The organism is Herbaspirillum hiltneri N3 (assembly GCF_001267925.1).
Taxonomy (GTDB): domain Bacteria; phylum Pseudomonadota; class Gammaproteobacteria; order Burkholderiales; family Burkholderiaceae_D; genus Herbaspirillum; species Herbaspirillum hiltneri.
This window is the reverse complement of sequence record NZ_CP011409.1, coordinates 4855455-4869379: the sequence shown is the minus strand read 5'-3', so window position 1 is coordinate 4869379 and position 13925 is coordinate 4855455. Positions and strand designations below refer to the sequence as shown.

Annotated in this window: 15 protein-coding genes; 3 read left to right on the top strand and 12 right to left on the bottom strand. The window is 64.2% G+C overall.

Annotated features, from left to right (window positions below; genetic code table 11):
* Positions 1 to 72 precede the first annotated feature (72 nt).
* Positions 73 to 1005, bottom strand: a complete 933-nt coding sequence (locus tag F506_RS22040; protein ID WP_053200949.1) for a LysR substrate-binding domain-containing protein — start codon at positions 1003 to 1005, stop codon at positions 73 to 75.
* Positions 1006 to 1140: 135 nt separating this feature from the next.
* Here F506_RS22040 and mnmC point away from each other — a divergent pair, with 135 nt between their 5' ends.
* Positions 1141 to 2931, top strand: a complete 1791-nt coding sequence (mnmC, locus tag F506_RS22035) for an FAD-dependent 5-carboxymethylaminomethyl-2-thiouridine(34) oxidoreductase MnmC (protein ID WP_083458165.1) — start codon at positions 1141 to 1143, stop codon at positions 2929 to 2931.
* 98 nt (positions 2932 to 3029) lie between these two features.
* On the opposite strand, the gene F506_RS22030 is transcribed toward mnmC, so the two are convergent.
* Positions 3030 to 3356, bottom strand: coding sequence for a YXWGXW repeat-containing protein (locus tag F506_RS22030; RefSeq protein WP_053200947.1), 327 nt, complete (start codon positions 3354 to 3356; stop codon positions 3030 to 3032).
* A gap of 273 nt (positions 3357 to 3629) precedes the next feature.
* Here F506_RS22030 and F506_RS22025 point away from each other — a divergent pair, with 273 nt between their 5' ends.
* Entirely contained in the window at positions 3630 to 4838 is a 1209-nt protein-coding gene (locus tag F506_RS22025; protein WP_053200945.1) for a low temperature requirement protein A, read from the top strand.
* A gap of 14 nt (positions 4839 to 4852) precedes the next feature.
* On the opposite strand, the gene F506_RS22020 is transcribed toward F506_RS22025, so the two are convergent.
* Genes F506_RS22020 through F506_RS22010 form a run of 3 tightly spaced genes read right to left on the bottom strand, consistent with a single transcriptional unit; the run spans position 4853 to position 6901 of the window.
* Positions 4853 to 5641: a molybdopterin-dependent oxidoreductase gene (locus F506_RS22020; RefSeq protein WP_053200943.1), complete on the bottom strand. Its 789-nt coding sequence runs from the start codon at positions 5639 to 5641 to the stop codon at positions 4853 to 4855.
* Positions 5638 to 6261 (bottom strand): cytochrome b/b6 domain-containing protein, encoded by a 624-nt coding sequence (locus F506_RS22015; RefSeq protein WP_053200941.1) that lies wholly within the window; start codon positions 6259 to 6261, stop codon positions 5638 to 5640. The genes F506_RS22020 and F506_RS22015 overlap by 4 nt, the downstream gene beginning before the upstream one ends.
* Positions 6262 to 6271: 10 nt before the next feature.
* The gene (locus F506_RS22010) at positions 6272 to 6901 is read right to left on the bottom strand and encodes a DUF5666 domain-containing protein (RefSeq protein WP_053200939.1); all 630 of its coding nucleotides are present in this window, start codon (positions 6899 to 6901) and stop codon (positions 6272 to 6274) included.
* Between the two features lie 215 nt (positions 6902 to 7116).
* Here F506_RS22010 and F506_RS22005 point away from each other — a divergent pair, with 215 nt between their 5' ends.
* Positions 7117 to 8730, top strand: coding sequence for an NAD(P)/FAD-dependent oxidoreductase (locus F506_RS22005; RefSeq protein ID WP_053200937.1), 1614 nt, complete (start codon positions 7117 to 7119; stop codon positions 8728 to 8730).
* A 65-nt stretch (positions 8731 to 8795) separates the two neighbouring features.
* Here F506_RS22005 and F506_RS22000 read toward each other — a convergent pair whose 3' ends face one another.
* From F506_RS22000 to F506_RS21970, 7 genes are all read right to left on the bottom strand, one after another.
* The gene (locus F506_RS22000; RefSeq protein ID WP_053200935.1) at positions 8796 to 9035 is read right to left on the bottom strand and encodes a 2-hydroxymuconate tautomerase family protein; all 240 of its coding nucleotides are present in this window, start codon (positions 9033 to 9035) and stop codon (positions 8796 to 8798) included.
* A 155-nt stretch (positions 9036 to 9190) separates the two neighbouring features.
* Positions 9191 to 9769: a HutD/Ves family protein gene (locus tag F506_RS21995; RefSeq protein WP_053200933.1), complete on the bottom strand. Its 579-nt coding sequence runs from the start codon at positions 9767 to 9769 to the stop codon at positions 9191 to 9193.
* A 76-nt stretch (positions 9770 to 9845) separates the two neighbouring features.
* Positions 9846 to 10778 carry a formimidoylglutamase gene (hutG, locus tag F506_RS21990; protein ID WP_083458163.1) on the bottom strand — a complete coding sequence of 311 codons (933 nt, stop codon included), beginning with the start codon at positions 10776 to 10778 and terminating at the stop codon, positions 9846 to 9848.
* Positions 10779 to 10790: 12 nt separating this feature from the next.
* Positions 10791 to 11567, bottom strand: coding sequence for an amino acid ABC transporter ATP-binding protein (locus F506_RS21985; protein WP_053200930.1), 777 nt, complete (start codon positions 11565 to 11567; stop codon positions 10791 to 10793).
* Positions 11567 to 12232, bottom strand: a complete 666-nt coding sequence (gene ehuC, locus F506_RS21980) for an ectoine/hydroxyectoine ABC transporter permease subunit EhuC (protein ID WP_053200928.1) — start codon at positions 12230 to 12232, stop codon at positions 11567 to 11569. The genes F506_RS21985 and ehuC overlap by 1 nt, the downstream gene beginning before the upstream one ends.
* A gap of 29 nt (positions 12233 to 12261) precedes the next feature.
* Positions 12262 to 13026 carry a transporter substrate-binding domain-containing protein gene (locus tag F506_RS21975; RefSeq protein ID WP_053200926.1) on the bottom strand — a complete coding sequence of 255 codons (765 nt, stop codon included), beginning with the start codon at positions 13024 to 13026 and terminating at the stop codon, positions 12262 to 12264.
* Positions 13027 to 13092: 66 nt separating this feature from the next.
* Complete coding sequence (locus tag F506_RS21970; RefSeq protein ID WP_053200924.1) at positions 13093 to 13857, bottom strand: IclR family transcriptional regulator; 765 nt, start codon at positions 13855 to 13857, stop codon at positions 13093 to 13095.
* Positions 13858 to 13925 lie beyond the last annotated feature (68 nt).

Genomic DNA, 13925 nt, shown 5'->3' with positions numbered 1-13925 from the left:
GCGCAATCCGGCGACAAAGGAAAGGTTTTTGACGATGAGTGAGTCTGGCTCACTCATGCACGGCGCGCTGGTTCAGCGAGATGAATCCGCCTGTGCCGACGCCTGCGCTTCCGCCAGCAGCCAGCTGCGGAAGCCGGCCACGTCGGCGCGCTCGCCGCCGTCTTCGGTGCTGACCAGCCAGTAGGCGGTTTCGGCGTCGACCAGTCCGGTGTGCAGCTCGTTGCCGAGTTCCACCAGCACGCCGCTGGCCAGATCGCGATCGACCAGCGGACGTCGCCCGAGCGCCACACCGAGGCCGCCGATGGCCGCTTCGAACGCCAGCTGGATGGTGTCGACGTGCAAGCCGCGACGGGCGTCGACGCCGCCGGTGCCGGCAGGTGTGCCGGTACGCGCGAGCCAGGTCTGCCAGTCTTCGCTGGCCTGGGTGACGTGGATCAGCGTGGCGCGGCGCAGATCGAGCTTGCCGTCATCTCCGCGCAGGCTGTCGCGACAGGCCGGACTGCAGACCGGCACCAGCTGCTCGCCAAACAGTTTGCGCCAGGCCGGATCGGCGACCGGCGCACGGCTCATGCGGATGGCGAAATCGAAACCGTCGGTCGGCAAATTGACTTGGCGCGGCGAGGTGTCGACGGTGACATTGGTATCCGGCCACAGCGTGCGGAAATCATGCAGGCGCGGTAACAGCCAGCGCGAGGCCAGCGTCGGCGCACAGCTCACAGAAATGCTGCTGCCGCGGCGATCGGGCAGGCGCTGCGTGCCGGTGGCGATCAGTTCGAAGGCCTTGGAGATGTAGTGCAGGTAGTCGGCGCCGGCCGCCGTCAGCGTCAGGCTGCGCGGCGCGCGGACGAACAGTTCCACGCCCAGGGTTTGTTCGAGGCTGACGATGCCGTGGCTGACGGCGCTGGGAGTGACGTTGAGTTCGGCGGCGGCGAGCTTGAAACTCTGATGGCGGCCGGCGGCTTCAAAGAAGCGCAGGGAAGAAAGCGGTGGCAGGCGAAGCGGCATGGCAGGTGTCCCCAACGGCGGTCTGGCGGAGGCGAAGGTGATAGACCCGGCCGGCGCCTGCCGCAACGTGATGGAGGGACAGCGTATCATATTGCTGCTGCGGCCGATGTCCGCTCCCGAACCGTGAATGCCCGCATGACTCCAGCCGCTTTTCCCTCCGCCAGTCTCACCGACGACGCCTTGCGCCGGCATTGGCGCGGGCGCGCGGTTTACACAATTTTGCAGACCGGCTACAGCGCTGCATTCCTGCAAGCCTGGGCGGCGTTGTGCGAGCAGGCCGACGCTGCCGATGCTGCCGACGATGCCGATGCGCCGCAACGCCTGCATTATCTGCTGATCGACGCTGCGCCGCCGACGGCGCAGCAATTGCGCGCGATGGCGCCGGCTCCAACGAGTGCGCTCGCCGACGAACTCGCCAACGCCTGGCCGCCGTTGACGCCCGGCTATCACCGGTTGCTGCTCGGACAGGGCCGCGTGGTGTTGACGCTGATCATCGGCGATGTGGCGGCCAGCCTGGCGCAGGCCGATGCGCGGGTTGATCTGTTCCTGTTGCATGACGACGCCGTGTGGAACGCGCAGCAGTTGAAACGACTGGCGGCGCCGCGCGCGCAATTGCGTACCGGCGGCACATGGCGTGTGACGCCGGCCGACTTGGCTGCAACAGGTTTCACTGCAGACGAAAACGATCCCTCGCTGGCACATTTCACGCCGCGCTGGAGAGTCGCCGAGCGCACGATTCCGCAAGACCGTCGCGCCCTCGTGATCGGCGCCGGCCTGGCCGGCAGCGCCGCCTGCGAAGCACTCGCCGCGCGCGGCTGGCAGGTGACGCTGGTCGAACGGCATGCGCACGCCGCGCAGGAGGCTTCCGGCAATCTGGCCGGAGTTTATATGCCGGCGATTTCAAGCGATGACAATCCGACTGCGCGTCTCACGCGGGTGGCTTTCCTGTTTGCACAGCAGGTGTGGCAGCGCGCCGGCGTGCTGGACGGCGCGCAGCAAAGCAAGGGCCAGGTCTGTGGCGTGCTGCAGGTGGCGCGCGACGCCCAACAGGCAGAGGTATTCGAGCGGGCGGCGCGGCACTGGAATTATCCGCACGACTACGCGCAGTGGCTGCCGGCGCAGGAAGCGAGCGCGCGGCTGGGCATGCCGACCGGCAGCGGCTGGTTTTTTCCGCGCGGCGGCTGGCTGCGTCCGGCGGCGGTGTGCGAAGCCATGCTGCATGCCTGCGGCGAGCGCCTGCATAAGCGCTTCGGAAAAGACGTGCATTCCTTGCACCGCGCCGAGGGACAATGGCAGGCGCTCGACGCCGACGGCGCCGTCATCGCCGCAGCGCCGGTCGTCATCCTCGCCAACGGCATGCAGTCGGGCGGACTGGCGCAGGCGGCCGCATTGCCTTTGCAGGCGATACGCGGGCAGGTCAGCCACTTGCCGGCGGCGTCGTTACCGGACTTGCCGTTCGTATTGTGCGGCGACGGCTACCTGACCGGAGCGGTGAACGGACTGATCAGCGTCGGCGCAAGTTACGATCGCGACGATCACGACACGGCAGTGCGCGCCGACAGCCACGCCGGCAATCTCGACAAGTTGCGGCAATTGCTGCCCGGCGTGTCGTCCGATATCGATCCGGACACCTTGCCGGGACGCGTGGGTTTTCGCTGCGTCTCGGCCGACCGGCTGCCGCTGGTCGGCGCCTTGCCCGATCAGGCGGCGCTGGCCGCGGGCGGCGAAGTCCAGCTGCGCGATGCGCCGCGCTGGCCGCAGCTGTACGGCCTGCTGGCCTACGCCTCGCGCGGATTGATCTGGGCGCCGCTGGCGGCCGAGATCGTGGCGTGCGCGCTGGAGGATGAACCGGCGCCGCTCGGCAAGGACTTGCTGGCCTTGCTCGATCCGGCGCGTTTCGCGCTCAGGGCGCACAGGAAGAATTAGGCGCAGCGAGAACCGCATCACATTGGCAGGCGGCCGCACCCGACAAAAAAAGGCCTGCCGCGGAAGCAGGCCTTTCTCTTTTTCATGAGCGCCGGTATCTATCGCCCCCAGCCACCACGATTGAAGCGCCAGCCTCCCGGTTCCTGATGCCAGCCCGGCGGCACGTAATGGCGGCCGCGGCGCATGCGCTCCCAATGGCCGCCGACCCAGACGTGGCGATAACCGTTCCAGGCCCAGTAGCCCGGCGCCCAGACATAGCCGCGCCGCGGTGGCGGCATGCGTTCATAGCGCACCGGCGGCGGCGGCGTGCCGATGCGGATATCGACCGAGGTGCGCGCCTGCGCTTGCGCGACCGGTGCCACCAGGACCGAGGAGGCCGCACCGGCGGCGAGAACGACGGCGAGGATGATGTTCTTGTAACGCATGATGTGCTCCCTGTGAATTGTTTCTTTGAAGCGACCGTGACAGCATGTCGCGATGGATTCAATGTAGATCAGGCAGCGCCCGGCAGCTGTAATTTTGTGTTTCGCCGCAGGCGTGAAACTGCGAAATGGAAACGCCTCGAAACAAATTCGTCGTGAGTTCTGTGTCAGATATAAGCAACTGTCGGGGCCGCATGAGGCCCCGGAGACGCCGTGCGGCTTGTCCATAGCGGAGTGCGTGTGCGACGATAGATGCATCTGATTCAGGGAGGAAACATGAACACGTCGTCGGCAAAAAAACCGCTCACCGGTCTGCTGCGCATTCGCGACGGGCATGAGGCGCGCGTCTCCTTCGTGGAGTTGTTCTTTGACCTGATCTACGTCTTTGCGGTGACCCAGCTATCGCACCGGCTGCTGGAAAATCTCACCGTGGCCGGCGCCGTCGAGACGCTGGTGCTGTGGTTCGCAGTCTGGCTGGCGTGGCAATACACCTCGTGGGTCATCAACTGGTTCGATCCCGAAACGCTGCAGATCCGCGTGTTGTTGTTCGCCATCATGCTGGCCGGCCTGCTGATGGCGGCGGCGATTCCGGACGCCTTCGGCGGGCGCGGCCTGGTGTTTGCCGTCGCCTATGCCGCGATCCAGGTCGGGCGCACATTGTTTGTGCTGTGCTGCCTGGGCAAGGACCATGCGCTGACGCCGAATTTCCGCCGCATGTTCGGCTGGCTGTTGATCTCGGCGGCGTTCTGGATCGCCGGGGGGCTGTCGCAGGAATACCGGCTCGCGCTGTGGATTGCCGCGGTCGCCTGTGAATACTTCTCGCCGATGATCGGCTTCGCGTTGCCCGGACTGGGCCGTTCGGACACGCGCGAATGGACCATTGAAGGCGGCCACCTGGCCGAGCGTTGCCAGCTGTTCGTCATCGTCGCGCTGGGCGAGGCGCTGCTGGTCACCGGCGCCACCGTGGCTCATGCCGGGCAGTGGGAAGCGCCGGTGATGGTGGCGTTCGTGGTGACCTTCGCCAGCGCGTTGGCGATGTGGTGGCTGTATTTCGACACCAGCAGCAAGGACGGCAGCGACGCCATCGTGCATTCCAGCGATCCGGGCCGCATCGGCGCCTACTTCCATTATGTCCACGTGATCATCGTGGCCGGCGTGATCGTCTCGGCGGTCGGCGCCGAACTGGTGATCGCGCATCCCGACCAGCGCATCGCCCCGACTTCGCTGCTGGTGCTGATCGCCGGCCCGGCACTCTACCTGCTGGGCAATGCGGTCTACAAGAAGGTGGTGTACCGCCGCCTGCCACTGTCGCATCTGGCCGGGCTGGTGCTGCTGGCCTTGCTGGCGGCCTTCGGCTACATGACCGACCTGCTGATGGTGGGCGGGCTGGCGGCGGCGATCCTGATCCTGACCGCCGCCTGGGAAAGCTGCTCACGCCGCAAGACGGCGCTGGCGTATCAGGACGAGCATGCTTCGCAGTGGTGACCCGGTGATTTGAATCAGACGCCGCTGAACCAGTTGTAGCCCTGATCTTCCCAGTAGCCACCGGGATTCTGATTGGTCACGTAGAGGGCGACCACGTGCTTCGGATTCTTGAAGCCGAGCTTGGTCGGCACCCGCACCTTGAGCGGAAATCCGTAAGACGTGGGCAAAGCTTCGTTGCCGAAGTCGAGCGCCAGAATCGTCTGCGGATGCAAGGCCGTCGGCATGTCCAGGCTGGAGTAATAGCGGTCTGCGCATTTGAAGCCGACGTACTTTGCGGTCATGTCGGCGCCGATGGCTTGCAGGAAGGTCCGCAGCGGAATGCCCGACCATTGTCCGATGGCGCTCCAGCCTTCGATGCAGATGTGCCGGGTGATCTGGGCGGCCTGCGGCAGTGTGCGCAGGCGTTCTATCGTCCACGGCTTCTTGTCGCTCACCATGCCCGAGACTTCGAGACGCCAGTCGGCGATATCAATGTCGGGAGCGTTGACTTCGTCATAGAAAGCATTGAAGGGGAACGGATTGGTGATTTGGCTTGCGGCATACGTCGGCGCCAGCTTGTCGCTGCGGAAGAGCGCAGCCTGCACCCGGTCGTTCCAGCGCGACATGGCCCACAAGACCTTGTCCACCTGATCGTTGTCTTGCAGATCGCAGCCGGACAGCATCGACAGCGCGCCCACCGACAACGTCGCCTTCAGGGACGAACGCAAAAACAGCCGCCGCTCCAACTTCACCAGCGCCGTGCGGTGGTCCGTGAGGCGAATACCCTCAGGCTTGCGCGGCGGTTTGTCGTCTTCCCGGCTCATGGCAGATTCTCCGCAGGCTCGTTGACACGTCCCCGTCCCGTGATCATGGGCAACAGGGTTTTGGGGACCAGCACCACCAGCAGCAGATGAATCACGACGAAGGCCGCGATGCCGGCCATGGCGGCAAAATGCACCTTGCGCGCGAAGTCGAAACCGCCCAGCAGATCGCACAAAAAATCCAGCTGCACCGGTTTCCAGATCGACAGTCCCGACAGCACGACCAGCAACCCGAGCGCGATCACGCCCCAATACAGCAGTTTCTGGACTGCGTTATACACGCCCGGCCGGTGAGGCAGTTTGAAACGCAAGGCTTGGCGCGCATCGTCGACCACGTCGCGTGCATGCAGCGGCAAAAAATGCCGGCGGAAGTGCCCGCTGACCACGCCATAGATCACGTAGAACACGCCGTTGGCTACCAGCAGCCACATCGCCGCGAAATGCCAGGCAATCGCGCCGCCCAGCCAGCCGCCCAGCGTGGCCCACAAGGGGAACTTGAAGCCGAAGATCGGCGAGGCGTTGTAGATGGCCCAGCCGCTCATCAGCATGCAGCCGATGGCGAATGCGTTGAGCCAGTGCGCGATGCGCACCGCCAGCGGATGAAGCAGCACTTTCTTGCGCATCGGAGCCCTTTTACATCGGCGGCGCGACGCCGTTCTTGCCGGCGCTGATCGATACGGCGGTCATGCTGCCGTCCGGATTCTTGCGGGCGCGCACGACAACTTTTGCACCCACCACCAGCAGCGAGCGGTCGCCGGCTTCGATGTTCACGATAGGCACGTCTTCAGGCACGACGATCTTCTTTTCGCCGCCCTTGTACTTGAGCGTGAGCGTGCGGCCGTTGCTGGCCACCACATCGCCGACGGTGCCGTTGGTCATGGTGCTGTTGGGGGCCAGGTCAAACGGGCGGTGGCCGTCGCCGGTGCCGGCCAGCGCAGGCGGGAACACGTGCACTTCCAGCGCTTTCTGCGAGCCGTCCGGCTGTGGAATGCCTGCCGCGCCGATGTAGCTGCCGGGCTTGATGTCATTGATGTTGGCCAGGGAAATTGCCGCGACGCGGGTGTCCTTGTCGAGCTTGATCGCTTGTTCAGCGCCGCGGTTGGTCTTGACGACCAGGTTGTCGCCGCTGGCCGAGACGATGGCGCCGCGGACACCGGTCGGCGCCGGTGCCGGCGTCTGTGCGAAGGCGGCGGGAGCGAGGAAACCTGCTGCAAGGATGGATACTGCCGCGCCGCGAAGGCGCTTCTGGAGGGAGGCGTTCATAGGGGAGTGGGACCGGTGGGTTGAGGTAAGCTCATGGTAGGCAAGCCAGCTGCCAATCTGATGACATTTACATGACAAAAATGTCATTTTGGAGTCGCGACATGGCGCCCGCAGGACACAAGGGGCGAGGGGCAAGGGAAGGAGGGTAAAATGCCGGCTGCTGCAAAAAAACACCCGAAACGGCCATGCAGCGTTTCTCAACTGAAAGACTGCACATGCTGCGACTGACTGAAATACAACTCCCCCTCGACCATCCCGAAGCCGACCTGCGCGCCGCCATCCTCGCGCGCCTCGGCGTTGCCGATGCGGATCTGTTGAGCGTGAGCCTGTTTCGCCGCAGCTACGATGCCCGCAAGAAATCGGCCGTCACGCTGACGTATGCCGTCGACGTCGAAGTGCGCGACGAAGCCGCCGTGCTGGCCAGGCACAAGGGCAAGCAAAACGTCGGACCGACGCCCGATACCAATTACCATTTTGTCGCCAGGGCGCCGGCCGGACTGAGCAAGCGTCCGATCGTCATCGGCACCGGACCGTGCGGGATTTTCGCCGGTTTGATCCTGGCCGAGATGGGCTTCAATCCGCTGATCCTGGAACGCGGCAAGACCGTGCGCGAGCGCACCAAGGACACCTGGGGCCTGTGGCGCCAGCGCGAACTGAAGCCGGAATCGAACGTGCAATACGGCGAAGGCGGCGCCGGCACCTTCTCCGACGGCAAGCTCTACAGCCAGGTCAAGGACCCCAAGCATTACGGCCGCAAGGTGCTGACCGAGTTCGTCGCCGCCGACGCGCCGCCGGAAATCATGTACGTCAGCAAGCCGCACATCGGCACCTTCCGCCTGGTGAAGATGGTGCAGCTGATGCGCGAAAAGATCGTCGCCCTGGGCGGCGAGTTTCGCTTTGAACAGCGGGTCGACGACATCGTCATCGAAGACGGCCAAGTGCGCGGCGTGACGCTGGCCGGCGGCGAGCACATCGAAGCCGATCACGTCGTGCTGGCGATCGGCCACAGCGCGCGCGACACCTTCCAGATGCTGTACGACCGCGGCGTCTACATGGAAGCCAAGCCGTTCTCGATCGGCTTCCGCGCCGAACACCCGCAGTCGCTGATCGACAAGTGCCGCTTCGGCCCCAGCGCGGGCCATCCCATCCTGGGCGCGGCCGACTACAAGCTGGTGCATCATGCCTCCAACGGCCGGTCGGTCTACAGCTTCTGCATGTGCCCGGGCGGCACCGTGGTGGCGGCGACCTCGGAACCGGAGCGCGTGGTCACCAACGGCATGAGCCAGTATTCGCGCAACGAGCGCAACGCCAACAGCGGCATCGTGGTCGGCATTTCACCGGCCGACTATCCCGGCCATCCGCTGGCCGGCATCGCATTTCAGCGCCAATGGGAATCGCGCGCCTACGAACTGGGCGGCCGCAACTATGACGCGCCGGGCCAGCTGGTGGGCGATTTCCTGGCGAAGAAGCCGTCCACCCAGCTCGGCAGCGTGACGCCGTCGTACAAGCCCGGCGTGCTGCTGGGCGAACTCGACCAGTCGCTGCCGGACTACGCCATCGACGCCATCCGTGAATCGCTGCCGTTCTTCGACAAGCAGATCCGCGGCTATGCGATGCACGACGCAGTGCTGACCGGCGTCGAGACGCGCACCTCGTCGCCGGTGCGCATCCGCCGCAACGACGACACGCTGCAAAGTCTCAATACCAAGGGGTTGTACCCGGCCGGCGAGGGCGCCGGTTATGCGGGCGGGATCATGTCGGCCTCCATTGACGGCATCAAGGTGGCCGAAGCGGTGGCGCTGGCGATCTTGGGAACGCAAGGCGCGTAATCTCACCAGGAGATGACGCCAGCGGGTTCATCGCCGAAGACGTGGCCTGGCCGCTGCGGTGAGTTTCATTTCTTGTCCTGATCCGCTGCAGATTTTCCGGCGGCTTCGCGCCGGCGCAAGTTCGTAACGCTTTCCATGCCGACGCCCCAGTTGTCGGTGTCGACTTCGTCGATAACGACGAAGGTGGAGGAGGGCTTTTTGTTGAGGACACGCTCGAGCAGTTCGGCGGTTCCCTGGATCAGTTCCAGTTTCTGTGCAGCGGTGATGACGCCTTCGCGGGTGACGCGGATGTTGACGTAGGGCATGGCAAAACTCCTTGGCTCGTGAGGTGACGGGGAACATCTGGTTCACGATGGACTATACCGCTGCCCTCCGCATCGATAAATACGGAGCAGTGCAATTGAATTGATACACGGTGTAATCAATATACGCCGCCGGGACCGGCAGCGGGATGAGGAGCCTAGCCCGGTTGCCGGTACAACTGCACCAGCATCAGTTCCGCTGCGTCGGAAATCAGCAGGCGTTCTTCGTTCGCATCGCGGAACAGCACGGCGTCGCCGGCATGAACCCTGGTGTCGTTGGCCAGGCGGCAATTGCCGTTGACGACGTACACCAGCGCGGTGTCGCCCGCCGCCGGCAGTACCGTGGGTCTGGTGATGGTCAGTTGTTCCAGCGTGTGGATACAGGCGGCGCGGCGCGTCATGACGTTGAAGTCGACGATGCCGCCGCCCATCAGCGTGCAGTGGATCGCGGTTTCGCCGTCGAAGCGATAGATCGGATCGCGCGGCGTCAGTTCTTGCCGGCCGGCCTTGCCGGCGACGTCGAGCAGGATGCCTTTGCCTTCCAGGATCGCCAGCGAGCGATCAATACCGGGAAACAGCGAAAACTCATTGGCTTGCTGCACCGTTGCGACGCTGACGCGCCAGTCGAAGGAGTCGAGCGAGCTGTCCTGCGGAAAGCGCTGGATCTCGCACGTCATGCCCCCGCCGTTTTTCCAGCGCATCAGGCGTTGTTGCGATTGCGGGATCAGGACGGACATGGATGCGGCCGGTTAGGAAAAGAGGGGGTGAACGATGGAAAGTGCTGCCGCCGCAAGGCGCACAGCACGCTCTATTCTATGCCGGTTGCAGGATCAGGTGCGCCAGACGTGCGGCGACCTTGGCGGTCATGCCGTCGCGGTCGTAGACCGGATTGCATTCGGCGATGTCGGCGGCGATCAGTTTGCCGCTGGTGCGGATGGAGGAAACCAGCTTTTCGACTTTCTCCAGCGCCATGCCGAAGGCGGCCGGGGCCGAGACGCCGGGCGCCTTTTCGCCGGGCAAGACATCAAGGTCGATGGTCAGGTAGACATCGGTAACGTCTTCCAGGCGCCGGCGCAGTTGCGCGTCGAGTTCCGCCAGGCCGCGGGTGGCGACGTCGGTGTCGCTGACATATTCCACGCCCAGTTGCTGCGCGCGCGTGAACAGCGCCGGCGTGTTGCCCAGCTGGCTGATGCCGAAGCACAGATAGTGGAAGCCGACGTCGGCCCATTCGCACCATTCGGCGATCTGCTTGAACGGCGTACCCGAGGTCGAACGTTCGGCTTCACGCAAATCGAAATGGGCGTCGAAATTGATGATCAGCAGTTTGCGCTGCGGCATCGAGCGGCCGAGGTGGCGCATGATGCCGAGGAAGCTGCCGTAAGCCACTTCATGGCCGCCGCCCAGCACCAGCGGGAACACGCCTTGCGCCATGACGTCGGCGATCTTGGCGGCCAGCCGTTGCTGCGCCTGTTCGAGGTCGCCGTCGTTGCAGTCGATGTTGCCGGCGTCGGCCAGTTGCGTGATGCGGTGGGCCGGCAGGTTCGCCAGCATGCGGCGAATCGCGTCGGGACCTTGCGCGGCGCCGACGCGGCCGTGGTTGCGGCGCACGCCTTCGTCGCTGGCGAAGCCGATCAGCGCGCCGCCGCCCTTGACGTCGTTGCCGAACGGTACCACCAGTTGATGCAAGCGGCGGGTGTCGCCGGCGCTGTCATGATCGACGCGGCCGTTCCAGAGAGAGTGATCCATCCTCAAATCGTCCTATGCTGCCTGTGAGTTGTTGTTGCGCGCCAGCACCGCCTGCAGGAAGCTGCGGGTGCGCTCCTGCACCGGGTTGACGAAAATCTGTTCGGGTTTGCCGGCCTCGACGATGCGGCCCTGGTCCATCACCACGACGACATCGGCGACTTCGCGCGCGAAGCCCATTTCATGCGTGACCACGATCATGGTCATGCCTTCGTTGGCCAGCGCCTTCATCACCTGCAGCACTTCGCCGACCAGTTCCGGATCGAGCGCCGAAGTCGGTTCGTCGAACAGCATGACCTTCGGTTGCATCGCCAGTGCGCGGGCAATCGCCACGCGTTGCTTCTGGCCGCCCGACAAGGTGGCGGGCATGGCGTCGGCCTTGGCGGCGAGGCCGACCTTGGCCAGCAGCGCGCGCGCCAGCGTGTCGGCCTGGTCCTTGGGCGTGCCGCGGATCTTGCGCGGACCGACCGTGACGTTCTCCAGCACCGACAGGTGAGGGAACAGGTTGAACGACTGGAACACCATGCCGACTTGCGTACGCAGATCGTTGAGCGCATGGTCGGCGATCATCTTGCCGTCGACCAGCAGGTCCTGGTTGCAGATCGAGATGCTGCCTTCTTCCGCCACTTCGAGGCCGTTGCAGCAGCGCAGCAGCGTGCTCTTGCCGGAGCCGCTGGGGCCGATGATGACGACCACTTGCGAGGCCGCGACTTCGAGGTCGATGCCGTGGAGGATGCGGTGGCCGGAGAAGGATTTGCCAAGTTTGGAAACATTGATCATGGGTGTGGACATCAGACGGCTCCTCCTGCACGCAGGTGTTTCTCGATCCGTTGCAAGGCCAGGCTGGTGAGGCTGGTGAGCACCAGATAAACCAGCGCGACGGCGATATAGACTTCCAGCGAACGGTAGGACACGCTGATGATCTTCTGGCCTTCGTGCATCAGGTCGGCGATGGTCAGCAGCGACACCAGCGCCGAGTTCTTGATCAGCGCGATGAACTCGTTGCCCAGCGGCGGAATCATGCGCACGATGGCTTGCGGCAGGATGATGGTGCGCATCGCCTTGCCGGACGACATCCCGAGGGAACGCGCCGCTTCCATCTGGCCCTTGTCGATCGACTGGATGGCGCCGCGCACGATCTCCGATACATAGGCGCCGGAGTAGATGCCCAGGCCCAGCACGCCGCAGAGGAATGCCGGCAGCAGGATGTCGAATTGCGGCAGGCCGAAGAACAGCAGGAACAGTTGCACCAGCAGCGGCGTGCCGCGGATGAAGGTGACGTAAGCAGTACAGATGCCGTAGCGCAGGCGCTTGCTGCGATCCAGTCGACCGAGGCCGACCAGCAGGCCGAGGATGCAACCGAGCACCAGCGAGATGGCGGTGATTTCCACCGTCACGATCGCCCCGTGCAGCAGGTCCGGCCAACCCTCAAATACGGGCAAAAAGTCGAGGCTCATCTGTTCTCCTTACGTCTGTTTTTATGAAGTTACTTGGCCGACGACGACAGCCACTTTTGCACCAGCTTGTCGTAGCTGCCGTCGAGCTTGACCTTCTTGAGCGCGGCGTTCATTTCTTCGGTCAGCTGCGGCAGGTCCTTGCGCACGGCGTAGCCGTACAGCTCGATGCTGACCTGTTTGTCGAGCACCTTCATGCCGGGGCGGGTCTTGGCGTATTCGATGGCGGCGGGCTTGCCGGTGACGGCGGCGTCGGCGCGGCCGATTTCAACCAGGTTGAACATCTCCTGGTTCTTCTCGACTTCGATGCGCTCGGCTTGCGGGTAGTACTCTTTCAGGTAGTTCGCCGACTTGGTGCCGACCTGTACCGAGACCTTCTTGCCGGCCAGGTCGGACGGTTGCTTGATCGCGGTGTTGCTGGCCTTGGTCAAGACCACCAGGCCGCCCGGATAGTACGGGTCGGTAAAGTTGACGACGCGGCGGCGCTCTTCCGTGATGTAGATGGCCGACGATGCGACGTCGAAGCGGCGCGATACCAGGCCCGGGATCAGGCCCTTGAAATCGATGTCGGTCCATTCGACCTTCTTGCCCATGGTCTTGGCCAGCAATTCGATCAGTTCGATGTCGAAGCCGGTGCGCTTGCCGTCCTTGAAGAATTCAAACGGCGGGAAGGTGGCGTCGGTGGCGACGCGGATGACGTCAACAGTTTGTGCAGCGGCCAATGCCGGGGCGACGGTAAAACCGGCGGCGAGACTGACGGCGGCGAGCATGCGGATGAGGCGGCGGCGGTGGTTCATGGTTTCTCCCTCAGGATTGGACGACTTATGATGGACGACTTGTAATGACGACTTTTGGTGAACTGATTAAAACAACGCAAGACGTTCGCTGATGGTTGCTGCCGCCTGGACCGTGGCGGCAATCAGCTCGCGCTGCCGCTCTTCGGCCCGGATTGCCGGCGCCATCAGGGTAATCGCTCCGGCGGCCTGGCCGGGCTTGTAAAACACCGGGGCGCTCACGCCCCACACGCCCCAGTCGACTTCGCCTTCGCTGACCGCATAACCCTGGCTGCGGATGGCGGCGAGTTCGGCGTGCAGGCGGGCGATGTCGTCATCCTTGCCGTGTAGCTGGCGTGCGACGATGTTCTCGGCCATGGCTTGCGGCAGATGCGCCAGCACCGCCTTGGCCGACGCGCCGCGCGACAGCGGATGCGAGCGGCCCTTGGAAAACGAACAGCGCAGCGATTGCTCGCTGTCGACCATGTCGAGGCAGGTGACCTGATCGTTGACCGCCACCATCAGGCCCACGCTCTCGCCGCACTTCTTGGCCAGTTGCAGCATTTCGGGCTGGGCGTTGCTGACCAGATAAGAGGTATGGTCGAAGCCCCAGGCCAGCTGCACGCTCAGCGGACCGGGCGCGTAGAAATTGTCCTGCTCCTGCACCAGGCCCCATTTCTTGAGCGGCAGCAGATGGCGATACAGCGTGCTCTGCGGCAAGCCGGTCAGCTCCTTCAGCTTGCGCACCGCAATCGGCTTGCCGTGACGCGCAATCACCGACAGCACCATGAGCGAACGTTCGCTGGTGGCAACCGCAGGCGGCTGCGTCAGATGAGAGGGGGCGGAAGAGTTCATGGCCGGATGATTCCTCATTTTTCTCATATTCAGAAATCAAATTCTCGTAAATCGGGAATTCAATTGTA